The 24734-nt window shown below is 39.1% G+C and carries 28 protein-coding genes; 7 read left to right on the top strand and 21 right to left on the bottom strand.

Features of this window, described 5'->3' with window-relative positions:
* The first annotated feature begins 157 nt into the window (after positions 1-157).
* Both BI291_RS02405 and BI291_RS02410 read left to right on the top strand, forming a co-directional pair.
* Positions 158-847 (top strand): flagellin, encoded by a 690-nt coding sequence (locus tag BI291_RS02405; protein ID WP_074496139.1) that lies wholly within the window; start codon positions 158-160, stop codon positions 845-847.
* Between the two features lie 129 nt (positions 848-976).
* The gene (locus BI291_RS02410) at positions 977-1219 is read left to right on the top strand and encodes a YheU family protein (protein ID WP_074496141.1); all 243 of its coding nucleotides are present in this window, start codon (positions 977-979) and stop codon (positions 1217-1219) included.
* A 61-nt stretch (positions 1220-1280) separates the two neighbouring features.
* On the opposite strand, the gene BI291_RS02415 is transcribed toward BI291_RS02410, so the two are convergent.
* Genes BI291_RS02415 through nudE form a run of 3 tightly spaced genes read right to left on the bottom strand, consistent with a single transcriptional unit; the run spans position 1281 to position 3246 of the window.
* Positions 1281-1850: a YceI family protein gene (locus BI291_RS02415; protein WP_074496143.1), complete on the bottom strand. Its 570-nt coding sequence runs from the start codon at positions 1848-1850 to the stop codon at positions 1281-1283.
* A gap of 23 nt (positions 1851-1873) precedes the next feature.
* Positions 1874-2692, bottom strand: a complete 819-nt coding sequence (gene cysQ, locus BI291_RS02420; RefSeq protein ID WP_074496146.1) for a 3'(2'),5'-bisphosphate nucleotidase CysQ — start codon at positions 2690-2692, stop codon at positions 1874-1876.
* Entirely contained in the window at positions 2689-3246 is a 558-nt protein-coding gene (nudE, locus tag BI291_RS02425) for an ADP compounds hydrolase NudE (protein WP_074496148.1), read from the bottom strand. The genes cysQ and nudE overlap by 4 nt, the downstream gene beginning before the upstream one ends.
* 87 nt (positions 3247-3333) lie before the next feature.
* Between nudE and yrfG the strand changes: the two genes are divergently transcribed.
* Positions 3334-4011 carry a GMP/IMP nucleotidase gene (gene yrfG / locus BI291_RS02430; RefSeq protein WP_074496150.1) on the top strand — a complete coding sequence of 226 codons (678 nt, stop codon included), beginning with the start codon at positions 3334-3336 and terminating at the stop codon, positions 4009-4011.
* 3 nt (positions 4012-4014) lie between these two features.
* On the opposite strand, the gene BI291_RS02435 is transcribed toward yrfG, so the two are convergent.
* From BI291_RS02435 to gspC, 12 genes are all read right to left on the bottom strand, one after another.
* Positions 4015-4758, bottom strand: coding sequence for a type II secretion system protein N (locus BI291_RS02435; RefSeq protein WP_074496152.1), 744 nt, complete (start codon positions 4756-4758; stop codon positions 4015-4017).
* Positions 4759-4760: 2 nt separating this feature from the next.
* Positions 4761-5228, bottom strand: a complete 468-nt coding sequence (gene gspM, locus BI291_RS02440; protein WP_074496154.1) for a type II secretion system protein GspM — start codon at positions 5226-5228, stop codon at positions 4761-4763.
* Positions 5225-6445 carry a type II secretion system protein GspL gene (gene gspL, locus BI291_RS02445; protein WP_074496156.1) on the bottom strand — a complete coding sequence of 407 codons (1221 nt, stop codon included), beginning with the start codon at positions 6443-6445 and terminating at the stop codon, positions 5225-5227. Before gspL ends, gspM begins: the two co-directional genes overlap by 4 nt.
* Entirely contained in the window at positions 6445-7419 is a 975-nt protein-coding gene (gene gspK / locus BI291_RS02450; protein ID WP_074496158.1) for a type II secretion system minor pseudopilin GspK, read from the bottom strand. The genes gspL and gspK overlap by 1 nt, the downstream gene beginning before the upstream one ends.
* The gene (gene gspJ, locus BI291_RS02455; RefSeq protein ID WP_074496160.1) at positions 7416-8099 is read right to left on the bottom strand and encodes a type II secretion system minor pseudopilin GspJ; all 684 of its coding nucleotides are present in this window, start codon (positions 8097-8099) and stop codon (positions 7416-7418) included. The genes gspK and gspJ overlap by 4 nt, the downstream gene beginning before the upstream one ends.
* Positions 8099-8476 (bottom strand): type II secretion system minor pseudopilin GspI, encoded by a 378-nt coding sequence (gene gspI / locus BI291_RS02460; RefSeq protein ID WP_074496218.1) that lies wholly within the window; start codon positions 8474-8476, stop codon positions 8099-8101. Before gspI ends, gspJ begins: the two co-directional genes overlap by 1 nt.
* Before the next feature lie 17 nt (positions 8477-8493).
* The gene (gene gspH, locus BI291_RS02465; protein ID WP_074496162.1) at positions 8494-9102 is read right to left on the bottom strand and encodes a type II secretion system minor pseudopilin GspH; all 609 of its coding nucleotides are present in this window, start codon (positions 9100-9102) and stop codon (positions 8494-8496) included.
* A gap of 20 nt (positions 9103-9122) precedes the next feature.
* Complete coding sequence (gene gspG, locus BI291_RS02470; protein WP_074496164.1) at positions 9123-9548, bottom strand: type II secretion system major pseudopilin GspG; 426 nt, start codon at positions 9546-9548, stop codon at positions 9123-9125.
* A 22-nt stretch (positions 9549-9570) separates the two neighbouring features.
* Positions 9571-10794, bottom strand: a complete 1224-nt coding sequence (gspF, locus tag BI291_RS02475; RefSeq protein ID WP_074496166.1) for a type II secretion system inner membrane protein GspF — start codon at positions 10792-10794, stop codon at positions 9571-9573.
* Between the two features lie 10 nt (positions 10795-10804).
* Positions 10805-12346, bottom strand: coding sequence for a type II secretion system ATPase GspE (gene gspE, locus BI291_RS02480; protein ID WP_074496168.1), 1542 nt, complete (start codon positions 12344-12346; stop codon positions 10805-10807).
* 5 nt (positions 12347-12351) lie between these two features.
* A complete protein-coding gene (gene gspD, locus BI291_RS02485) occupies positions 12352-14394 on the bottom strand; it encodes a type II secretion system secretin GspD (RefSeq protein WP_074496219.1) in 2043 nt (680 codons plus the stop codon).
* Positions 14395-14456: 62 nt separating this feature from the next.
* Complete coding sequence (gene gspC, locus BI291_RS02490; protein WP_074496169.1) at positions 14457-15380, bottom strand: type II secretion system protein GspC; 924 nt, start codon at positions 15378-15380, stop codon at positions 14457-14459.
* Between the two features lie 175 nt (positions 15381-15555).
* On the opposite strand from gspC, the gene hslR reads away from it, so the two are divergent.
* Positions 15556-15963: a ribosome-associated heat shock protein Hsp15 gene (gene hslR / locus BI291_RS02495; RefSeq protein ID WP_074496170.1), complete on the top strand. Its 408-nt coding sequence runs from the start codon at positions 15556-15558 to the stop codon at positions 15961-15963.
* A gap of 8 nt (positions 15964-15971) precedes the next feature.
* Complete coding sequence (gene hslO, locus BI291_RS02500) at positions 15972-16829, top strand: Hsp33 family molecular chaperone HslO (RefSeq protein ID WP_074496220.1); 858 nt, start codon at positions 15972-15974, stop codon at positions 16827-16829.
* A gap of 95 nt (positions 16830-16924) precedes the next feature.
* Here hslO and BI291_RS02505 read toward each other — a convergent pair whose 3' ends face one another.
* The gene (locus BI291_RS02505; protein WP_074496171.1) at positions 16925-19921 is read right to left on the bottom strand and encodes a TonB-dependent receptor; all 2997 of its coding nucleotides are present in this window, start codon (positions 19919-19921) and stop codon (positions 16925-16927) included.
* 450 nt (positions 19922-20371) lie between these two features.
* Between BI291_RS02505 and BI291_RS02510 the strand changes: the two genes are divergently transcribed.
* Positions 20372-20725 (top strand): DUF3802 family protein, encoded by a 354-nt coding sequence (locus BI291_RS02510; RefSeq protein WP_074496172.1) that lies wholly within the window; start codon positions 20372-20374, stop codon positions 20723-20725.
* A gap of 42 nt (positions 20726-20767) precedes the next feature.
* Positions 20768-21172 (top strand): OsmC family protein, encoded by a 405-nt coding sequence (locus BI291_RS02515; RefSeq protein ID WP_074496173.1) that lies wholly within the window; start codon positions 20768-20770, stop codon positions 21170-21172.
* A 29-nt stretch (positions 21173-21201) separates the two neighbouring features.
* Here the strand turns inward: BI291_RS02515 and BI291_RS02520 are convergent, their stop codons facing one another.
* The 5 genes from BI291_RS02520 to rpsK form a co-directional block, all read right to left on the bottom strand.
* Positions 21202-22101 (bottom strand): phosphoribulokinase, encoded by a 900-nt coding sequence (locus BI291_RS02520; protein ID WP_074496174.1) that lies wholly within the window; start codon positions 22099-22101, stop codon positions 21202-21204.
* Between the two features lie 126 nt (positions 22102-22227).
* Complete coding sequence (gene rplQ / locus BI291_RS02525; RefSeq protein WP_074496175.1) at positions 22228-22635, bottom strand: 50S ribosomal protein L17; 408 nt, start codon at positions 22633-22635, stop codon at positions 22228-22230.
* 41 nt (positions 22636-22676) lie between these two features.
* Positions 22677-23666: a DNA-directed RNA polymerase subunit alpha gene (gene rpoA / locus BI291_RS02530; protein ID WP_074496176.1), complete on the bottom strand. Its 990-nt coding sequence runs from the start codon at positions 23664-23666 to the stop codon at positions 22677-22679.
* Positions 23667-23690: 24 nt separating this feature from the next.
* Entirely contained in the window at positions 23691-24311 is a 621-nt protein-coding gene (rpsD, locus tag BI291_RS02535; RefSeq protein WP_074496177.1) for a 30S ribosomal protein S4, read from the bottom strand.
* Between the two features lie 21 nt (positions 24312-24332).
* The gene (rpsK, locus tag BI291_RS02540) at positions 24333-24722 is read right to left on the bottom strand and encodes a 30S ribosomal protein S11 (RefSeq protein ID WP_074496178.1); all 390 of its coding nucleotides are present in this window, start codon (positions 24720-24722) and stop codon (positions 24333-24335) included.
* Positions 24723-24734: the final 12 nt, after the last annotated feature.

Below are 24734 nucleotides of genomic sequence, written 5' to 3' on the forward strand. Positions count from 1 at the left end.
CGTAACTCACCAGAAACATTCTCTTTTTTTATGCTGTTCTTTCAGGGCATCACATGCCAGTTTATTGTGCGTAAAATAGGCAATATAACGCTGCCTTTGCTATACTGTTCCAGTATTATTGTGATGAACGAAACACATTCTAGAAAAGGTTATTGTGATGGAACTATCAGTTAACAATACATCTAATGCGTTGAGTATTATTGAGCGCACACAACAAGAGCGTGAAGAAAAAAGCGAAAAGTTAGCCTCAGGTAAACGCATAACTAGTGCTGCCGATGATGCCGCTGGCTTACAAATTAGTAGTCGACTGACCTCGCAATTAAACAACTATCAACAACTCAGCGTTAATGCGCAAGATCAAGTTAACCTCAATAATGTGCAAACCGGTCAACTATCTTCAATTACTGAAAGTTTACAACGTGCGAATGTGTTATCGATTCAATCTGGTAATCCTTTATCTGATAATAACGCGATTCAAGGTGAGCTCGATCAGTTAACAGAACAAATTAATACCCTTGCTGATAAAGCATTAGGTAATGGCAACTTTGTCTCCGGTTTAGACGCAAACAACCCGCAAGCGACGCAACAATCAATAGAATCAGCTTTAGCTACCATTTCTGACAATGCCACAACCTTAGGGGCTGAAAATAGTACTCTAGCCGCGCAAGTTAGCACGTACGAAGCGACACAAGTTAATGTAAGTGCAGCCAGATCTCGTATTGAAGATACCGACTATGGGCAAACGAGTAGTGAGCAACAGCAAGTTGATAGCCAACTACAAGCCGCAGTACTCAATAAAAAAGATGAAGAAACACGTAAAGGGTTACTGATAAACCAATTGGTTTAAATGCCGTTCTTACCTTCAAAGTGATCATTTATTTAACACACAGTGGCATAGTATCCGTTGTTATAACTATTTGGGTATAATAGGCCAATTCAGTTACACTACTGTGCCTAGTCATTAATTAACACATTTATGATCATTCCTTTAGATGCTATCGACTCAGACACACTTAATAATATCATTGAAGCATTCATCCTACGTGAAGGCACTGATTATGGTGAGCAAGAAGCAAGTATGCTGGAAAAAATAGCGATGGTAAAAATGCAGCTTCAACAAGGAAGAGCCGTTTTGGTTTATTCTGAACTACACCAGAACGTTAACATTTTACCGGCAAAACAGTTTAATCAGGTACCTTCTTCATCCGATGATTATTAAATCGCTAGCTGGGATTAGTTAGACACGTCAATACCATCCATCACTAATCCCCAAGTTTGACCTATCGAGTAAAGCTTAAGGTAAATACAACCGGTACAGTATGACTTATACTTGGTAAGCCTGCTAATTCTTGCAATTTATTAATGCCTTTTACAAGGGCAAAATCTTGCGCTTTAATCAAAATAGGCGCTACGCTTGTGACCACAACTTTATTTTTCGCTAAACGGCTAACATTCACCTGTGCATTAATAGTTTGTTTATTATCATGTAACGTCATTTCACCTGTTAAGGTTAACGGTTTGATCTCGCCCATTTTCAGCTTCGAGAGAAATTCAGGCGATATTTTGCTAGTAAACGTTGCCTTGGGAAACATTTTCGTCGCAAATAAATGCTCTCCCATACGTTGATCACGTATCGGTATATTGGTATTGACGCTCGCGAGATCAATAGTTAACTCAACATCACCTTTATTTGAAATTTTGGCAGTCAGTGCGCTAAATGTGTGATTTTCAGCAATATGTTCTTTTTTAATCGACGTAAAAACTAACGATGATTCATCAGTATTTAGCTGCCAATTAGCCATCGCGGGAAACATCAGTAAACTCGCTAATACGGTAATTATTTTTTTCATATACATAAATCCTTCTTGGTAAATTATCGGCGTGCTTGATGTGGAATAATCACATCTTGCCATGGAATGTCGTTCGACCCCAATGAGATGAAGTCAGGATTTAACAAGCTATCTCGTCTGTTATAAGACAAGGGGTTAAATTCACTATCAAGAATAGTACCACCCGCTTGCTCTAAAATACATTGGCTGGCTCCTGTATCCCATTCACCTGTTGGGCCAATTCTTAAGTAACAGTCTGCACCACCTTCAGCTATCAAACAATTTTTTAATGAGCAACTTCCCAATGCAATATGTTGGTATGAAAAGTCATCGCGTAGATATTGCCCCATGACATTTAATTTTTGTCGACGACTTACCGCCACTTTGATTTCACGCTCATCATCGTATCGTGCCACATTAATTTTTTCAGTACCCTTTACCTGTTCTTTATAAGCACCCGCCCCTTTTTGCCCAAAATAAGTCATTCGGTGATCGGGCGCGTGAATAACACCGATAACAGGTTTACCTTGTTCAATAAGAGCAACATTTACTGCAAAGTCACCACTTCCGATAATAAATTCACCCGTACCATCAATCGGATCAAGCAACCAATAACGGTTCCAGCCTTTACGTTTATCAAAAGGTAATGCGCCAACTTCTTCAGAGATGATAGGAATGTTAGGTGTTAATCTTGATAGTTCAGCCATCAGTACATCATTCGCTGCAATATCGGCACTTGTTACTGGGCTATTATCTTTTTTCATTTCGGCAGTGAAATCACCTCGAGTATAATGTTTAAGCACTTCTACTCCAGCTTTTTTGCTACTATCAATGGCAATTGCTAATAGTGATTCTAAATTCATCCACCATTCCTTAATTTATCAACGAGTAACATGAGTGCCGCAATACTACGAGCCTCATTGAAATCTTCACGTGCGAGTAAATTACCATAATCGTCAACAGGCCAATGTATTAATTCCATCGGTTCGGGTTCATCACCAGGTAACGTTTGCGGATATAAGTCTTTAGCAATAAATATTTCCATCGTACCGCCAAAGAAAGCCGGTGCCATTGCAACGGTATGCAAAGGTATCAACTGCTTAGCGCCAAACCCCACTTCTTCTTTTAATTCACGATTAGCAGCTTCTATGGCTGTTTCACCCGGATCAATTAACCCCTTTGGAAAACCAAGTTCATAGCTGTGAGTGCCGGCACAATATTCTTTAACTAATAATAAACAGTTATCTTTAGTCAGTGACACTATCATCACTGAGCCTCGCCCAGCACCTTCCATTCGTTCATAAACTCTTTCTGCTCCGTTACTAAAGGTCAGTTCTAACTGCTCTATAGAAAAGAGTAAACTTTTGGCGATTGACGTACGTTTATTAATGTTTGGCAGTTGTTTATTTTTTGACATTATCACCAGAGTTGCCGTTATTATTTGGCAATGACCCTACAAGATTCGATATACTCCTATGATAAAGTGTTTTACTAGGAAAAATCTATGATAGATTGGTCAAAAATATCTACTGTGTTGTTAGATATGGACGGGACGATATTAGATCTGCACTATGACAACCATTTTTGGTTAACACATTTGCCTAAACGCATCAGTGAACAACAAAATATTAGTGTAGAAGAAGCAAAAAATTCGATGCTAGCTCATTACGAAAGAGTATCAGGAACGCTTTCTTGGTATTGCATTGACTATTGGGCAGAGCAAACCAATATGCCAATCAGTGAATTAAAACGCGAAGTTCAGCATTTGATTAACCTTCGTGAAGATGCACACGACTTTCTTACTGCACTTAAACAAACGGGTCGAGAAGTTATATTAGTAACGAACGCTCATCCTGATAGCCTTGCCCTTAAAATAGAGCGTACGCAACTAGACAGATACTTTGATACGCTATATTCAACACATGAATTTGGTGTCACTAAAGAATCACAATCTTTATGGCAAAAATTACAAGCTAAACAACACTTTGATGTAAATACCACGTTATTTGTTGATGACAGCTTACCGATACTCATGTCAGCACAAACATTTGGAATTAAACATATACTCGCGGTGGCAAATCCCGATAGCAAACAACCCGTCAAAAACATTGTTGAATTTCCCGCCGTAACTGACTATCGCACCATGCTTAGCGATATTTACGATACTCCGGTAGTTCGTTAACAATTAAAAGCGTAGTGGAAAACGTCCTTGGCTATCTTTTTTACTTACCATAGGTAAAACTTGCATGATCGCTTTGGGCGTTTTACTGGTGGGAGTTATATACCCATTGCCATAAGCATAGCCATTTGCACCAATATTTACCGTAAAGGTTAACCCTATATCGTTATCACCGTTAACATTCAATACAGCTTCACCTTGCTGGCAACTCAGCTCACCGGTTAAATCAGCTAACGCTACTTTCTGCGATAATACGGTCACAGCAGCATTGGGCCAAGATACATTCCCCGTCAGCTGCTGACATACTGGTTTAGCCGCTTGAAATTTTTCTATCTTTATTTTGATGTGACGATGGGCTAATACTTCTACTGGTGTTGGAATTTGTTTTGCAATTAGTGCCGCTGGTAAATTCACTTCAACATGGGAAATAATTGGTTGTGAAAATAAACCTGATGCTGAAGCAAAGCCATCTATTGGACTCAAATTAGGATCGCCAAACGTCGCATTAATTTTAGGGTTAAAGCTAAGTAATGAGAGCAAATCTACATGAAGGTTAATTTTTTCTATTCGCGTGCCATTAATAGTAACACTCTCGATTTGTGGCTGCCAAATAGTGCCCTGTATACCAGTCACAGAGATATATGGTGGTAAAGTCACCCAGTTAGCAACAAATGCTGCAGGAAGTTTTACCAACAAAAAACATAAATAAAGAGTAATTAAACCTACTCCTAGAGTTAACCATTTTTTCACTATCACCTTCCCAACTGTAAACGTTTGACCGTTACACTTCCTGAAACACTGTCTTGGCTAATATCTATATTGATCACTTTCACACCATGGTCTTTCGATAAACGTGCCAACCACGTTAATAATTCATTAAAGTTAATGTTATCAACCCAAACCAGTACACCATCTGATTGTGGCTGTAACCGAGCGATTACTATTTGTGCTTGTTGAGCGCTACGATTAACAATACTGGCTAAACTGGCATTATTTGCACTCGCCGGCTTTGTTTGTTGGTATTGTGCAAGACGATCAGTTTCTTCTTCAACCCAAGATAGCAGGGCCTGTTGACGTTCAAGTTTTTGCTCAGCTTTGCTCACACCATTCGTTAAGGGTTGCCACACTAATTGATAAAAAACAAAAACACAAAAAACAGAACCTAAGGCTGCAACAAGCCGTTGCTCTCTTAGTTGTAAATTCACCCACCAATCTTTCATGAGTTTCCTCCGCTTTTTGCTTTAATGCTAATAGCACCTGTAACCGTGGTTCCTTGATTATTTAACGCACCTTGTGAAACCGTAAAGTTAGGTGCTAAAGCAGTATTAAATTTTTCAAAGTCTTGATAGCCTTTTGCCGTTGCTTGCATACGTAACTCTTTGCGTTTTCCGTCATACCTCAAGTTTTCAGGCTTTAATGTAGGCACTTGTGCAAATACTGGTTGAAGTTTCATCAACAATGCGAGAAAGTCGCCGTTGTTGTCAACGCCTTGAATAGTTGAAAGCTGTCTGCGTAATTGCGACTTCACCGTGGCAATACGTACACGTTGTGTTTGAGGGAAAGCGTGTTTGTAACGTTCAATAACTTTTGTTTCTACTGCTGCAATCTGTGAGTTAAACTGCATTAAAGTGATCGCTTTGCCTGCGATATTCAACACTAACGCCAGTAATGCTATACCCGCTACCAACCCCCATGTTTTAGCCAATGAAGAGCGCTCTTTCTTAGCAGCATATTCTCCTTGCAGCATGGTAAAACTTCGCGTATCCAAATGCTGCGCCATTAATGCTAACGGCAACTCTTCTGGAAGATAATTAATGTCTATATTATCCGCTTGATGTGCTATGGGAGAAAAAGCATCAATAGCAATATCATCATCTGCATTTAACCAAATACCAAGCATGTGTGGCCATAACGACTCATCAAGGGTGCAACCTTGCCATTGTCCCTTTCTAATGATCACTTGATTATCTATTGCAATCATTTGCCATCTTTCATCAGCTGGAGGCATTGCTAACACTTCGGGAATCACAAAATCAGCCTGGATAGAGGCGGTAGCTAACTGCGCTAGCCAATGGGTCATTTTATATTTTTCTACGAATGCTAATGGACAATTTCCTTCTGCTGTAGAAAAGTTTGCATAAGCAAAAAACAATGAATCAACATCTTGCGCAACATCATCCTCTATCACGAAAGGCGCAGCAAGTTGCACTGCTTTTTTCGATTTCGCCGGCACATTCAGTAGTTTAAGTGTTACATCGCTACTGGGTAATATCACGACGACTTCTCGGTGCGCTGCTTTTGTGCTTAACTCACTTAAATGAGAAATAGTTGCAAGTTCACCGCTTGCAATAATATGTTCTTCAGACTTCGACCAAACCAACCAATGCACTTTGTCGGTATCTTGGCTCGCAAGTCGTATTATTAATTGTTCTGCCATCAATCACGTCCTATCGTGCGACTAATCACGTTTATTTGATTGTCTTCATTTACTTGCATCATTGATTGTAGATAAAAGTAACTTTGGTTAAATGTTGCTACAGCTCTTAGTGTAAAGTATTGGCTGTCAACTACAAACTGTTGTTTCTGTGCTTCGGTTATCTTTAATTTATTCACTTCAGGTAAATTGAAAAAAGCATCAATATTGTCAAAGCCATTAATATCTCTTGCCGATAAAATCTGTTGAGCTTCACTTTTCGAAATGTCGAGCAAAGCTTGCAATAGCTCGGGTTGTTCAGCTGATACAGTATTAATATTAATTTGGTGTAAATTGGTATTAGGTATTACACAAACATAAGGCTTTACGGCAGTGATAACCTCTTTAGTAAAGTGCTCTATAACTCGCAATTCATTCACGCTGGCAAGATAATAATTCGCTGGTAAATACGGAAATTCTTTTGCCGAATAATCGTTATCTTCTGCACCACCAGCACTAACAATACTGGTATCACTGTCTAACCAATCTGATAGCGCATCTGCCATATATTCCGCAGAAAACACATCAACCCCTTCAATATTCAACGCAATAATCAGCGCTTCAAATGCTGCACGCGCTGGAGTTTTTTCACGCGAAGTGTTTTCTGTTACTCGAAGCGCGTTTAAATTTAAACAGGCCTGTAAATCTGAAATTTCTCCAGTAATTTCACCGTAATCAACAGGATAAGTACTTTCTTCTTGTGCCCAAATTTGCGCTAACGTTGTTTTATCTGGAGACTCTTCAAAGCTGGTTTTTAATACTCTTTTAGCAAAAGCTTCTGCCCCCATTGCATACCAATAAGCTTGTTGATTAAAACTTACATTGGTAGATTTTTTTACTGCAATCTGTACTTTAGCCAGCATGTGCGTGGCTATGGTCGCAGCGAGTGCTACCACCAACATTACAGTGATCAGAGCAATACCTTTGTTTAACTTCATTGAGCAGCCCTTTGAGGACCATCAATGACTGCTTGTCCGTTTTCGGTACCTGTTGTTGCATTACTGTCATTGTTAAAGGGTTCAGCAATTATGAGAAATTTGCGTGTTAATTCGCCTAAATCTTCCGTGTCGATAATAAGTGCGATAGCCTCAGGCCATTGGTTTTCAGTTAAGCTTTCTCGCCACTTTTTATCAACAAAAAACTGCACTTTAAAATCTGTTACGTCTTTAATAAGGGGTCTGATGATGGGCTCTTCACCAATCACAGGATCAACAAAATTAAAATGCATACGCTCTAATGTATTCTCTTGAATACGATAAGCAATAGGTTGCATGTCTGAGCGAGGTAAGATTAAATTAGGGTTGCTCCAGCCACCTCGAACAAATGCAATTGCCTGTTCACTTAACATCAGATCGCCATTATCAACATAAAAAAAGCCTGTTTGTGGCGCTTCACCTTCAACGCGAACTGAACGCCTAGCAATTTGCAATAAATCTCGTTCGATGATGAGCCATGCCCGTTGTATTTCATTAAGCCTATTTTGCTTTTGCTCCGCACCTTCTTTTGTGCGAAGCACGCCATCTAAGATACTAAAACTAGCAATACTAATTACCGCAAAAATTGCTGTCGCTAATAACACTTCAATTAAAGTAAAACCACCAAGGCCACGTTGTTTCATTAACGGTTTTCCTTAGCAACGTATGTTGTCAAGCTCGCTACTGCCGACGTATCTTCTTCATCGCTACGTACTTCAATGGTAATGCTACGCATTTCCTTGTCTGCTGTCGCAACAACTTTTTGTTGCCAATGCCATTGTCTACCAGCTAAATCAACGTTGCCTTTTTTGTTCTTCGGTGGCCATTGCTCATCTAATGTAGCTTCCACCAACTGGTTAGAAGCTACCCACTGAGCCAGCATATTATTTTCGATATGATTTAAACTTGAAAAATGCGTATCCGACGTACTTAATAACGCGACTCCTGCAAGTGCAAACACTGACAAAGCCAGCAGCACCTCAATTAAGGTAAAGCCTGTTATTTTCAGTTTTGTGCGCATCAACAAACCATTAGTCATTAGTTGTTTTGCACCTGTTCTTGCTGTTCAAGAGCAACAGGCGTGTAAAATTTGCCTATCACATTGATGCTGAATGTTTCACTATTTTGCTCTGTTGTAGCAAAAGTTGCTTTAAAAGGAGTAATTTCACCACCCGTTAATAAATACACCTGCGGGATAATTAGTTTTTGTTCTTTTTCAAGTGCATCTTCCATTGCTGACACTTGCTCTTCATCAGGGATGAATAATTCACGATCGACAAGCGTATTTTCTTCTGGCGCTAAGCCATCAAACGATAAGGATATAGTGATATCATCGGCTAAAGTGTAACGCTCAAATGTTTTTTCATTTGGAAGGTTCGTCCACCGAGAACCATCGTAACCGAGAAATTGATAGCTGTTTTCTTCAACATATAACCCTATCTCAATATTATTTAATAGGCCAAAATCTGCGGCTAAATTAAACATACCGGCAAACCTTGTAGCTTCTTCTGTTACTTGTTGTTCAGATTTATTCGAAAAGAAGTTAAGTTGTACTGCAGCAACCATAAAGCCAATCACCACAATAACCATTAATATTTCAATTAAGGTAAAGCCTTTAATTTGAGAAGAGCGCTGCTGTACTAACATAATATTAAAGGCTTAAGTCATTATTGGTAGTCTGCAAGGTTCCAGTTACCAATATCATCATCAGTAGCTGCTTCACCATCTGGTCCCATAGAAAATAAATCCATCTTGCCATGTTCACCTGGATTTAATAGTTGATAATCATTACCCCACGGATCTTGTGGTAGACGCTTGATATAACCACCTTCTTGGAACCTACGAGGAACAGGTTCAATAGTCGTTTGTTCAACGAGTGCTTCAAGCCCTTGCTCTGTTGTTGGATAATCATAATTTTGTGAACGATATAACGCTAAGGCTGACTCTAAAGAGCCAATATCAATAACCGCCTTTTGTGACCTGGCAGTATCTTGACTTCCCATTAAGTTAGGCACCACCATGCTGGCAATAATACCGATGATCACTAATACAATCATGACCTCTAATAACGTGAAACCTGAAACTTTTTTCATGAGAATTCCTTCTTAAATTTAACTAAATGCCAATTAATGTGTTCATTTTCAAAATAGGTTGCAGTATCGCCATCACAATAAAAAGTACGATTCCCGCCATTGTCACCATTATCGCCGGCTCAAACGCTTTCAATGAGATATTGATCAAGGATTCAAACTCTCTGTCTTGATTATCAGCAGCTCGGCCAAGCATATGTTCAAGCTGACCACTTTTTTCACCGCTGGCGATCATATGTAGCATCATCGGCGGAAATAACTGAGTTTGTTCTAATGATAAACGCAAGCTACTACCTTCTCTTACTTTGACCGCGGCTTGTTTCACTTTATCTTTAATGTAAACATTTCCCAGTACTTCGCCTGCAATGCTCATACTTTCCAATAAGGGAACTGCACTAGCAGTTAATATGCTAAGTGTACGAGCAAAGCGAGCGGTGTTTACGCCACGCGCCACCTTACCAATACCGGGTAGACTAAGCAGCTTTTTATGTACTTTATATTTGATATCAGCTCGCTTCATTAACTGTATAGCGAGTAATATCAAAAAAATAAACACCACAAATAAGTAGAAACCAAAGTTCTGCAAAAATTCACTTGTCGCGATTAAAAACTGAGTTGTTTGCGGTAAGTTAGCACCAACATCGTCAAATTGGCTGACTATTTGCGGTACAACTGACGTCAAGAGTACAACAATAACGCCAATGGCAACTACAGTCATTATTGCCGGGTAAACCAACGCTTGGATCATTTGTGAACGTAGTTGTTGACGTTGTTCAGTATAATCCGCTAAACGATTGAGTACTTTATCTAAATAGCCCGACTTTTCGCCTGCCGCGACCATAGCACGAAAGAGATAATTAAAAACCTGAGGATATTCCGCCATACTTTCAGCTAAGCTATAGCCTTCAGTAACTTTTGTACGTACCGCCATCACCATACTTTTAGTGACATCTTTTTCTGACTGTTCGGCTACCGCTAATAACGCCTCTTCTAGCGGTAAACCAGATTCAACAAGTGTTGCAAGTTGTCTCGTTAAAATAGCTAATTCACTTGCTGATATTTTCTTACTGCGGGTAAATGAGCTTTTTGTGCTTTGCTGCTTATTTTTTTTTAAACTTGTTGTTACTTCAGTAGGCATTAAGCCCTGATCTCTTAACAAAGACCGAACATGACGAGCAGTATCACCCTCGATAATACCTTTTTTAAGTTTACCATTTCGGTCTACTGCTTGATATTCAAATGCCGCCATATGTTTTTACTTAATCTTCCTTTGTCACACGTAACACTTCTTCAAGCGTTGTGATACCTTCCAGTACTTTGTCAAAGCCGTCACGGCGAATACTTGGTGTATGTTGTCGAACAGAGCGTTCTATATCTTGCTCACCTTTACCGTTGTGTATGAGTTCACGCACTTTATCATCAACTAAAAGCAACTCATGAATACCTGTTCGACCTTTATAACCTTTAAAGTTACATTCGTTACAACCGGTAGCACGATAAATATGCTGCTGTGTATTTGCTGATAAGCCAAGTAAATTTAATTCTTCTTCGTCAGCTAAATGCGCTTCTTTACAATGAGGACAAAGCGTTCTAACAAGACGTTGTGCAAGTACGCCTAATAAACTTGACGATAGCAAAAATGATTCAACGCCCATATCTTCCATTCGAGTAATTGCACCTGCTGCGGTGTTAGTGTGTAACGTTGAAAGCACAAGATGACCGGTTAAACTTGCTTGTACACCAATTTGGGCGGTTTCTAAATCTCGAATTTCACCCACCATTACTACGTCAGGATCTTGCCTTAAAATCGCACGTAACCCTCTAGCAAAGGTCATATCAACTTTCGTATTTACCTGTGTTTGACCTATGCCTTCAATGGCATATTCAATCGGGTCTTCTACAGTAAGAACATTCCGTTCCCTACTATCAATTTGGCTTAAGCCGGCATATAACGTGGTAGATTTACCGGAACCTGTTGGCCCGGTGACTAAAATAATGCCGTGTGGCTTATCGATTAATTGAGAAAATTTGACGCGATTGTTATCGGTCATACCTAAGTCTTGTAAATCAAGCCGTGCAGCGTTTTTATCTAACAAACGTAATACTACACGCTCTCCATGACCAGTAGGCATTGTAGATACACGAACATCTACCGCTCGCCCTGCTATTCTTAACGAAATACGGCCATCTTGTGGCACTCGCTTTTCTGCGATATCTAATTTCGCCATCACTTTGATACGTGAAACAAGTAACGAAGCGAGCTTGCGATTAGGTCTTAATACTTCACGTAAAACACCGTCAACACGAAAACGAATTTGTAGCGATTGTTCAAAAGTTTCGATATGTATATCAGAAGCACTTTCTTTTATTGCTTCGCTCAGCATCGCGTTGATCATTTTGATAATCGGCGCATCATCTTCGTTTTCAAGTAAGTCTTCGGTTTCAATGAGCTCATCAGTAATAGAATATAAATCAACTTCATTACCAATATCTTCCATCATTTGTTTCGCTTCTGATGAATCTCGTTGATAAGCATTTGTTAGTCGAAGTTCAAATTGCTCTGGAGAAACAAACACCATTTTAAACGCACGTTGAACAACTCTTCTTACTTCTAATAATACCTGTTCATTAATAGTGTCTAAACAATATAAAATCACTTCGTCATCTTCTTTCCCAACTAAAACGCTATGGCGCTTAGCAAAACCAAAAGGTAGTTGTAAAAAGCGATTACTTTGCTCTGGCGTTAACTCAAACTGTGGGTCGTTATTTTCCACTAATGATTCCAATGAAGTTTGCGACATAACGGTTATTGTCCACGCTCTTCAATAGTTTCTTTGTCTTCCGATTTTTGCTGATATTCATTAAATGTTGGCGGCAATGACAATTCATCGTTCCATTTAGGTAATAATGGCAATTTTTTATCTTTCATCAACGACAAACCTTCTTCACGCTTACGTAGCTCATCTGCTCGGATATAATTGTATTTCTCTTTACTGATGTCGTTCATCAGCTTTCCGTCTCGGATCACGGTAGGGCGTAGAAATACCATTAAATTACGTTTACGTTTACTGTTATTTGTTGATTTAAACAAATGGCCAATAATAGGTATATCGCCTAACAGTGGTACTTTTTGCACACTCTCTTGTACATCTTCATCAATTAAGCCACCTAAAATAACGGTAGCGCCATTATCAGCTAACACCGTCGTTTTAATTTCGCGTTTATTGATTGAAATATCCACTCCTGTTGAACCGCTTACCGACGAAACTTCTTGTTCAATGGTTAACTGAACACCTGAACCTTCGTTGACTTGTGGCGTCACTTTTAATTTGATACCCACTTCTTGACGTTCAACCGTTTGGAAAGGATTACTGTTATTATTACCTGTTGTTGAACCCGTGATAATAGGGACTTCTTGGCCCACTAAAAAGTGTGCTTCTTCGTTATCTAGCGTTGTGATACTTGGTGTTGCTAAAATATTAGAGTTAGTGTCAGCACTTACCGCTTGAACAATTGCCCCCCAATCATCTTTCACTAAACCAAACATCATACCGTTAACCGATCCTAGTAACTTCGCGAGTAAACTATAATCCCCATCGGTATCAGGGTTCGTTGTTGTGACCGGGTTACCATTGCCATCTATAGTGGTAACTGTGGTACCTGGTTCACCTCTTGCCGCTACTGCCGCCGCACCAACTGATGTGATTGGTACAGTACCATTGGTAAATTGTGTAGCACCACCATTTTCGTGATACCATTGCACACCTAGATTAACACCATCACTTTCAAATACTTCGACAATAATCGCTTCAACAAGTACTTGCGCTCGGCGTACATCTAACTGTCTTATCACCGCTTCTAATGAGCGTAGCATGTCTGGTTGCGCGGTGATCACGAGAGTATTAGTATCTGAATGTGCTTCAATGCTGATGTTACGCTTTTGTTTATTACGACTATTGGTTTGCGTAGCGTTTTCTTCCGCCTCTATTGATTCGCTAACACCTGTTAACACATCTACTAAATCTTCAGCTTTTGAATATTTAAGATAATAAACACGGGTGTTGCCGTTAGTCTCTAATTCGCTATCTAGTCGTGATACCAGTTTAGCAACACGTTCGCGCGCTTGCTTTTCACCACTAACAATAACGCTATTGGTACGCTCATCAGCAACGATTTTGGGGATTAAAAAGCTCGGTGTTCCAGCTTTCCCTTGGCTAGATTTATTAAGCGCTTCAACGATGCGTACCATTTCGCCAGCAGAAGCATGTTCTAGACGAATTATTTGCTCGTATTGATCACCTGCTCGGTCAACACGTTTAATGATATTGGCTAAACGGTTAACTACTGCAGCTGTCCCTGTCATGATAAACACATTAGCAGGGTCATAGTTAACAACAGTTCCGCCACCCGCTTGATCTGACATTTGTCTTAATAATGGTGACAACTCACGTACAGTCACATTCTTAACTTCTACTACCCGTGTCACCATTTCATCCCCAACACCAGGGTTATCATCATCAACCAAAGGTGTTGCTTCAGATTTTGCTTTTTTATTACGAATAATTTTTACAATATTATTGTCCATTTCAATGGCAGCAAAACCATAAACTTCAAGAACATTTAAGAAAAATTGATAATACTGATCTTCTGTTAATAAATCGTAGCTACGAACATTTACTTTGCCGCGAACATTTGGGTCAACGATCATCGTTTTCTTAAGGTTTTTACCGACAATATTTATAAACTCTTTGAGGTCAGTGCCTTTGAAGTTAGGTGAATATTGCGCTGCAAACGCGGATTGAGCGCTAAAGAGTATGCCGTTAAAAAAACAAACAGTTGCTAAGGTCATCAACCATTTTTTTGCCCACGTTTTTGCATGCGATTTGCGCATGGATAATTCCTTATTGTTCATTATTGAATACTAAATAATATTTCTGTTAATGATCCATTACGATTTACCAGTAACGATATCTCAGTTTCTTCTTTTAATGCTTGTACTGCTTGAGCAGCTTCACTAGGTAACGTTAAATCGTAACCATTCATTTGTACCGCGATATCACCTGATTTTAGCCCTGAAGATCTAAAGAAATCAGGTTCTTTACCCGGCATTAATTGATACCCGATGATGTCACCATTTTGTCGTTTTGGGCTGACTTTCAAGTAGTCAAATATTTTCCCAGGGTCAGTATTAATATCTTGTTGTAGCTGCATCGCGGTTTCAGATAAAACATCATTTTCACGCTGATCTACGGTATTAATATGATTGCTTACTACCTGAATTGGTTCCGCTCTTTTATTTTCTCTCGCTTTATTAACCTTACTGTATTTAAAACCATCTAACATTAATGTTTCTAAACGCCCAGACTGCTTAATAATAACTCTATCGGTGGCAACCGATTCTAATGTGGCTCGCGTGCCAGAGATTTTATCGCCTATTCCGTAAGTTTCTTGTTGACCATTATTTTCAATAATAGCAGCAGCAGTATTTTGATCGCTACTTGCAACAGTGCCTGTTAATGTAAGGCGTAATTTAGTTTCTGGTGCATCTTGCACTTTTACAGGCACTTGTTCTACAGCAGCTTCTTTAGTACCAAATAAATTCAATTGTTTCAGTGCTGATAAATCTAATGATGCGTTTTGTTGTTGTACATCGTTTACATTAGCAACAACCGTTGAGTTGATATGGGCATTTGATGGTAATAACTGCCAAGTAAACTGTGCTAAAATATAGGCGATATAACAAAGCAACATCGCGCTTATAAAAAAAGCGACTTTTTGCTGAGGCACTTGGCGAATAAATTGTTGAAGCGACGATAGTTCTGTCGATATACGCATATTTGAGGTTATCAATCTTTATATTTTTCTTCGTTGATGATACTTGAGCAAAACAGCTAGAACAAGAAAACTGCTTTATTTTTAACTATTATTTACAATTATTCGCAAGATATGGCGTAACAATACAACCTATGCTAACTTGCGCGACATTCTGTTCGGCAAATATGACAAGAAAATGAAACAAAGTAAAAATACTTCTGAATCTACCAATATACGCCTCGACAAATGGCTTTGGGCGGCACGGTTTTACAAAACAAGAGCCATCGCAAAGCAGATGATTGATGGCGGTAAAGTATTTTATAATGGTCAACGTTCTAAGTCGGGTAAATTCGTGTCAACAGGCGATACAGTAAGAATTCGCCAAGGGTACGAAGAGAAAGAAGTCATTATCATCGCCCTTGCTGATAAACGAAGAGATGCTACCTTCGCCCAAACCCTATATAAAGAAACAGAGCAAAGCATTGAAACAAGAGAAAAAAATGCGCTTGCACGTAAGCAAGGACTACTGCTCAACCCAGGGACCGACAGCAAACCTGATAAAAAACAACGTAGACAAATTAGACAATTGAAAGAAAGGATATAACTGTGACCTTGCCTGCTGATGAATTAAATCGCTATTTATTCGATGATTTACATGTTCGTGGCGAACTTGTGCAATTAAGTACCACTTACCAACATATTATAAACGGCCATAATTACCCTGAAGGCGTTAAAAAGCTTTTGGGCGAACTGATTGCCGTTACTAGCTTACTCACGGCAACGTTAAAAATTGAAGGTGAAATTGCCGTACAATTACAAGGTGATGGACCGGCAGATTACTTTGCAGTTAACGCAAATCATAATCAAGAAATAAGAGCTATCGCTAAAGTTAATGAATCGGCAACAGGTTCAGGCTTAAACGATCTGGTAGGCAAAGGGAACATGATTATCACTATTCGGCCAGAGGTTGGCGAAGCCTATCAAGGCGTGGTTGCGTTAGAGCATGATGCACTTGCTGATTGTATTGCCCATTATTTTGAAGTATCAGAACAAATTCCAACAAAAATTTGGTTATTTCACAATCATGAGACGAACCAAATAGCCGGCTCCCTCATTCAGTTATTACCAGACAGCGGTCACAAAGATGAACAAATGAATGATTTCGAGCACTTATGCCAAATTACTTCAACCATAAAAGATGAAGAAATTTTCACCTTAGACGCGCAAACGCTTTTGTATCGGCTTTATCACCAAGAAAAAGTAAGATTATTTGAACCACAATTAGTCATTAACACGTGTAGCTGTTCGAAAGAAAAGTGCTTAACGGCTCTTTCTCAACTTGGGCAACAAGAGATTGAAAGCATTCTGGCTGAACAAGGCAGCGTTAGCATGACTTGCGATTATTGTTTAACCACCTATACCTTTGACCACTCAGATTTTTCTGAGTTATTTAACCAAACAAAGCATTAACAATGTTAGTATTTTCATAAGTATTAGTTTTCTTTTATTAATAAAAAACCCCGAAATTCGGGGTTTTTTTATTAATTTACATTTATATCTTCAAATTAGAAGTTATAACGTGCAGTCAACATTACTCGACGTGGAGCTTGGAAGTTTACAGGTGTACCGTAGTTAGGGTTTGGAACTGGAGCTGTAGCAGAACCATCATCACCACTTTCATTATACTCAGTAACTTCTTGGAAATTGAATACATTACGTATATCAACTTTAAGAGTTAAACCATCTGCCCACTCTGGTCGATATTGTAAACCAAGATCAACATTTTTAATCCAAGGAGTACGTCCTCGATCACCACGTTGAGTTGGCTCACCACCACAGAAGAATGCCGAATCGCCGTATGCAGAAAGAATACCATAATCGACACCAAGTTCTTCTCTATATTGATCTAATGGGATATAACCCACACAGTTTCTAGGACGACCAGATTGTACTAGTAAGTTAGCTGATACAGATAACTCATCTGAAACCTGGTATGCACCAAATACTTTAAGAGTATGGCGACGATCATTTGGAAGCGATCCATACGCCCCTGTTTGGAATAAGTAATGATCAAGATCCTGTGTAAGACCTGCATCTGCTTGTTGCAATGTAGAGTTTACATAACCTTCTGAGTTACCTTCACTTTTAGCTAAAGTATAAGAACCCTGTACAAACCAGCCGTCTGCAAATGGTTTTTCGAAAGTGAACTCAAGTGCTTTATATGTACGCTGGTAAGTATCTAAGTTGAAGTATTCTGCTGGAACGGTAACTTCTTTGAAATTCCCATCGTTTTCAACATCCATTGCTAAGCTAATATCACGACCAGGGTTCATGAAGAAACAACCTGCTAGTGAATGATAATCAAAGTTATTATAGCCATTATCATCTGCCCAATCGATAAACGCTTGCGCTGAACAATAATCGTCCATACCATCTTTAACATCACGATAAATAGCTTTTACACCATATACCCAATCTTCTACTTGCTGTTGATAACCTAATATGTACTCATCTTGGAACATTGGGCTTAAATTAGTAGCTGAAATGGTGCGAGGATCTGCTGCTGTACCATCAGAGTTTATGTTTTGTTGACCAATCAAACCGCCAACTACATCTGGAGCACCAGTTCTTGGGTTTTCATTTGCACTATCAGCATAGTAATAATCTTCAATAAACGTTTCAGAACCAGCAGCACGAATATTTGAATTAGATGCTACAGGTATATAATAACGACCCGCAGTACCATATAGTTTACGCTCACCTTCACCATTAATGTCCCAAGTAAAACCTAAACGTGGAGCTAACTCACTGTCAGACTTGATAAATGCAACATTTTCACCGTTACGATTCTCAAAACCTTCTGAACGCAGACCTAAATAAACTAACCATTCATCATTTACTTGCCAGCTGTCTTCAATGTACCAAGCAGTATTTTCAACTTCAAACGAAGCCGAATTAGAGTCGATAATTAAATGACGTAAATACGTAGTACCTGCATCTAGGAACTCACCATTTACGTTTTGACCGCCATTACCCAAGTCTTGAGCAATATGCCAACGCCAGTATTCACCACCAGTTAACGTTTCACCACGTTTTGTAGAAGTGAATTTCTCTTGGTCATAACCTGCACGAATCGTATGATCGCCAATTACATATTCTAAACCTAAACGTAAAGAATCACGCTTATCGCTGTCATCTTTAATACCAGCTTCGGGCACATATGTTTGTCCACCTACGTAGTCCCAACACCCAATTGGTTGAGAACTGTTAGGAGTATCACGACGATCATACACTAATGGACAATCTGCACCAGGGGCTGTTGCAGGATTACGCGACCATTCTGCTACGCTGTTCATTTCACCCCAAAGCGCACTTACCGAAAGATTATCTGTAATATAACCAGTATAGTTAACAATTGTTACATCACCGCCTTGACTTTCAGAGTATGTCTCGCCCTTATCTCCGTGCTCACGTGCATAATAAACGCCATCTGGGTGTCCATATGGAGTACGATCAACTGTTTGTTTGTTTTCAATGTAAGTAACTTCTAATAGATGATCATCAGTGATATTCCAGTCAATTTTCGCTAAATACAACGGAGAGTTATCCTTTGACTCTAAAGAAGTTGTTCGTCCGAAAGTATTCCACTGATCTTGGCGGCCTTGTGCTAAAGCATAAATAAATAACTTATCTTCAATAATTGGACCTGATGCATAAACATTATAGTCTAAGTAGTCATATTTATTTGCTGAACGGTATGCATGATAGCGTGTAGAATATTCCATATCTGGATCACGAGATACAGAATCTGTACCTTCTTCACGGAACTCTTCTGGGGTCCATTGAACAGAACCACCGAATTTCCATTCGTTTGTACCGCGTTTAGTTACCAAACTCACCACACCACCAAGTGAACGACCGTATTCAGCACCGTAACCACCAGTTTTTACTTGTTGTTGTCCTACAGCATCGTATGGTAATTGTGCGAAAGCAACAAAGTTACGAATATTAGTTACGTCAAAACCATTAATAAAGTAACCATTTTCTGCAACTGAAGAACCACCAAATGATGCTAAGTTGCCAAAACCACTATCACCAGCAGTTGTACTTGGGGCTAGCAATGCAACACTAGTCAAATCACGAGCAACAGGTAAAAGGTCAACTTGTTCTGCTGTAAATACAGTTGTAGATTCAACTGATGCAGTATCAATTGCTGCAACTGCAGAACCAACAACAGTAATGCGTTCTGATGCTTCAACGAAATCAACAGGGCTACCTTGACCAATTTTTACCACGATATCGAAAGTATCAGTCCCGTTTGATACTTCATATGAGCCTGTAGGTAATTTTGAGAAGTTAAAGCGGCCATCTTCACCGATTGTAACGTCACGTTTAAAACCGGTTGATTTATTTTTAATTGTAACAACTTTACCTTCTATTGCTTTACCGTAGATTGAACCACTTGAGTTATCAGCAATTGCAGGCATAGCTACGCCCAACGAAACAGCAACAGCTGCAGCTGTTACAGAACGTTTAAACGACTTTGCAATGATATTATTCATAATATTATTTCTCTCTGGACTAAGAATGGATTTTCAATTCTTGTTCTTATACATATTTATGTGTCAATGTTACAGTATGTAACAATCCACATCATTCTTGCCTGATTTATGAATAATTTCAACCTGTTTTTTAGATCTTTGAAAAAGTTCCATATTTTTTTAAAATTTTTTTAATAGCTTGAAATTACAGATAATTATTTGATTTAATCTATTTTTATAAATTAACAAGTCGTAATTTTGTACGCTTTTTTGTACGTATCACTATCATATTTGATCAATTTTTAACTGTTTTTTTACATTTTGACGTAAATGTAACAGATAAATCAAAGCGCATTACTATTTGGTAATGGAGAGCATACTCAAGAGATGGAAAAGTAGCACCAACGAAATAGTTGATTCTTAGTGTTATGACGGCTTACTATAAAGGAATGTAAGCGAAGGATAATTATAATGGTTACAGACACTGACGGTTACGTTCATATCATTGAATATTTAACTGAGCACTTATCACTCTTTGAAAATACAGCGAGTGACAATAGTGGTACGTTATCAGTTATGGAAGTTATCGAACAAGAATTAACAGAACAAATTATTTTAGTGTGTAGTCAAAATGAAAGTCTTAGCTTTAATCAACGTAATACGATTATTCGAGAAGTAGACAATATTGTTCATGATCTACAAGAAATCCTTTCCGGTGTTGTTAACAACTCTGTGACTACCCATCAACAAGAGTTCTTAAAAGAATTCGCACTTCTTATTAAGAACTTATTCGATACAGAAATACATTCAGGCGTTCTTAGTTAAGACACCTGCTTTGTAAAATCAATTTATTTATTTGGAGAATTTATGCAAGCTGAAGTTAAGTGGATCGGCGAAGAAATGTTTGCCGGCATATCAGAAAGTGGACACACAATAGTACTGGATGCGAACAGCGGTGCGCTAGCGCCAAGTCCTTTAGAAAATGTGTTACTGTCTTTGGGCAGTTGTTCTTCTGTCGATGTCGTGAGTATTCTCAAAAAAGCTCGTCAACAAATCAGTGGCTGTAAAGTAAAAATATCGGCAACACGAGTAGATACTATCCCTAAGTTGTTTTCAGATATTCACCTTCATTTTGTAATTTCGGGGACGGGTATTCAAGAGAAGCATGTTGAGCGTGCTGTCAGTCTTTCAGCGGATAAATATTGTTCAGTTGCGTTAATGTTGAATAAATCAGTCAATATCACGCACGATTATTCTATTACTCCAGAATAAACCAATCAATTGAGCCTACTAGGCTAGGCTCATAAATCACTCATCCAATCCAACTGCTTATTTGCTTGGTGTTTCTTTGCCATAATTTCTTTGATTAAAGGGGTTAAAATTAGCTCCATCGCTAAACCCATTTTACCGCCGGGTACCACCAGGGTATTTACACGCGACATAAAAGAACCTTCGATCATAGATAGATAATAAGGAAACTTTACATTGTTTGCCTCTCTAAACCGAATAACCACAAAGCTTTCGTCTAAAGAGGGGATAGCCTTAGCACTAAAGGGGTTAGAAGTATCTACCGTGGGAACACGTTGAAAATTAATATGTGTTTTTGAAAACTGTGGAGTTATAAAAGAGATATAATCTTCCATACTTCTTACAATACTTGCTGTGACGGCTTCCCTGCTATGCCCTCGTTGGTTAGTATCACGAATAATTTTTTGAATCCATTCAAGGTTAACTATAGGTACCATACCAATTAATAAGTCAACATATTGGGCAACATCATTATTTTCGGTGACAACACCACCATGTAATCCCTCATAAAATAATAAATCTGTACCTTCACCGAGGTCTTCCCACGGAGTAAACGTACCAGGCATTTGATTATATGGCACTGCTTGGTCGAAGGTATGTAAGTACCTTCTCATTTTGCCCTTACCTGTTTCCGAATAATCTTTAAATAGCTTTTCTAATGCATCAAAGTCATTCGCCTCATCACCAAAGTAGCTTATTCTCCGTCCTATTTCTTTTGCTTTTCTTTTTTCTAGGTCCATTTCTTGTCGAGAATAGCGGTGAAAGCTGTCACCTTCCACTTTGGCAGAAGTGATATCTAAAGAACGAAAAATATGTTCAAAAGATTCAGACGTCGTTGAGGTTCCTGCACCTGATGAGCCTGTAACTGCAATGATCGGATTTCGTGAAGACATAGCGTAAACCGGAAAAAGAATGAGCTAAAAGTTATACGGATAAATTAAACTAAGATCAACTTTTTAGCCAACAGAAAACAAAAAAGCGAGGCAATGCCTCGCTTTTTCATCTGAAAGCTCAACTAGTTAAGCTTCTGCACTTGCTTCTTCAGTCTCTTCAACTACTTCTTCAGTTGCTGGACGATCAACAAGTTCAACGTAAGCCATAGGAGCTTTATCACCAGTACGGTAACCGCATTTTAAAATACGTGTATATCCACCTGGACGTTCTTGGTAACGAGGACCAAGTTCGCTAAATAATAAACCTACTACTTCTTGATTACGTGTACGAGCAAACGCTAAACGACGATTTGCTACACTGTCGGTTTTGGCCAAAGTAATTAATGGCTCAACAACGCGACGTAATTCTTTAGCTTTAGCAACCGTTGTTTTAATAACACCGTGCTTTACTAAAGAACTTGCCATATTGCGGAACATCGCTTGGCGATGACTGCTATTACGGTTTAACTGGCGACCGCTTTTACGATGGCGCATAAGTTAATCCTTATCTCAAACTAATAAAAATGATGACCGACTTAGTCGTTATCAGCAATGCTTTCTGGTGGCCAGTTTTCTAAGCGCATACCTAGAGACAAGCCACGAGACGCTAACACGTCTTTGATTTCAGTCAGAGACTTCTTACCTAAATTAGGTGTTTTAAGAAGTTCGACTTCTGCACGCTGTACTAAATCACCAATATATTGAATCGCTTCTGCTTTTAAGCAGTTCGCAGAACGAACAGTAAGCTCGAGGTCATCAACTGGACGAAGTAAAATTGGATCGAAAAGAGGTTTTTCTTCTTTCGGTTCAACTTCTGTTACATCACGTAATTCAACAAATGCATCAAGCTGTTCAGCAAGAATTGTTGAAGCACGACGGATTGCTTCTTCTGGATCTAACGTGCCGTTAGTTTCCATGTCTATGATTAATTTATCTAAATCTGTGCGCTGTTCAACACGCGCAGAATCAACATCATAAGCAATACGAACAACAGGGCTGAAAGAAGCGTCAACAAGTAAACGACCAATTGCACGATCTTCATCTTCGGCTTCGCGGCGAGTAGAAGCAGGAACGTAACCACGGCCCATTTCTACTTTAACGCGCATACTGATAGAACCGTCACCAGTTAAGTGACAAATCACATGTTCAGGGTTTGCAATAGTTACATCACCGTCATGTTGAATATCAGCTGCCGTAACAGGGCCTTCACCTGACTTAGTTAAGGTAAGAACTGCTTCAGTTTTGCCTTCTAAACCTATCGCTAGTCCTTTAAGGTTTAACAGTATTTCGATGATATCCTCTTGAACACCTTCTTTACTACTGTATTCATGTAATACGCCGTCTATCTCAACTTCAGTGACGGCACAACCCGGCATTGAAGATAATAAAATACGACGTAAGGCATTACCTAAAGTGTGACCAAAACCACGTTCAAGTGGTTCTAAAGTAACTTTAGAACGGGTAGCACTAACAGTTTCGATGTCTACCATTCGTGGTCTTAGAAATTCGGTTACAGAACCCTGCATTATGTCCTCTCTTAAAGTTCAGCTTTACTTAGAGTAAAGTTCTACTATCAACTGTTCATTAATTTCAGCAGATAAATCTGAACGATCAGGAACACGTTTAAATACGCCTTCCATTTTCTTATTATCTACTTCAACCCAGACTGGCTTTTCACGTTGCTCAGCTAATTCTAAAGCAGCAATAATACGTGCTTGAGTCTTAGATTTTTCACGAACAGAAACCACGTCTTCAGCTTTAACAGTGAAAGATGGAATATTTACAACTTTACCGTTTACTACGATCGATTTGTGACTTACTAACTGACGCGCTTCTGCACGAGTACTAGCAAAGCCCATACGATATACAACGTTATCTAAACGCTTTTCTAAAAGTTGTAACAAGTTTTCACCTGTATTACCTTTTAAGCGTGCAGCTTCTTTGTAATAGTTACGGAATTGTTTTTCTAATACGCCATAAATACGACGTACTTTTTGCTTCTCACGAAGCTGAACACCATAGTCAGACAAACGACCGCGACGTGCGCCGTGCTGACCTGGGATCATTTCGAATTTACATTTAGTGTCAATTGCTCGAACACCGCTTTTAAGGAATAAATCGGTTCCTTCACGGCGACTAAGCTTTAACTTAGGACCTAAATATCTTGCCATTTTCTTTCTCCAACTATCCTATTAAACGCGACGTTTCTTAGGAGGACGACAACCATTATGAGGAATAGGTGTTACGTCAGTAATGTTGGTGATTTTAAAACCAGCAGCATTTAAGGCACGGATTGCAGATTCACGACCTGGACCTGGACCTTTAACGAACACTTCAATATTCTTCAACCCAAACTCTTGCGCAGCTTTACCCGCACGGTCAGCAGCTACCTGAGCAGCAAACGGAGTAGATTTACGTGAACCACGAAAACCTGAACCACCTGCAGTTGCCCAAGATAATGCATTACCTTGACGGTCTGTCAGAGTTACGATTGTGTTGTTGAAAGAAGCATGGATATGAGCCATGCCATCAGCAACTTGTTTTTTCACGCGTTTGCGTGAACGAACTGGAGTTTTAGCCATTTTCTATCCCCT

The sequence above is a fragment of the Thalassotalea sp. PP2-459 genome (assembly GCF_001913705.1).
Classification (GTDB): domain Bacteria; phylum Pseudomonadota; class Gammaproteobacteria; order Enterobacterales; family Alteromonadaceae; genus Thalassotalea_C; species Thalassotalea_C hakodatensis.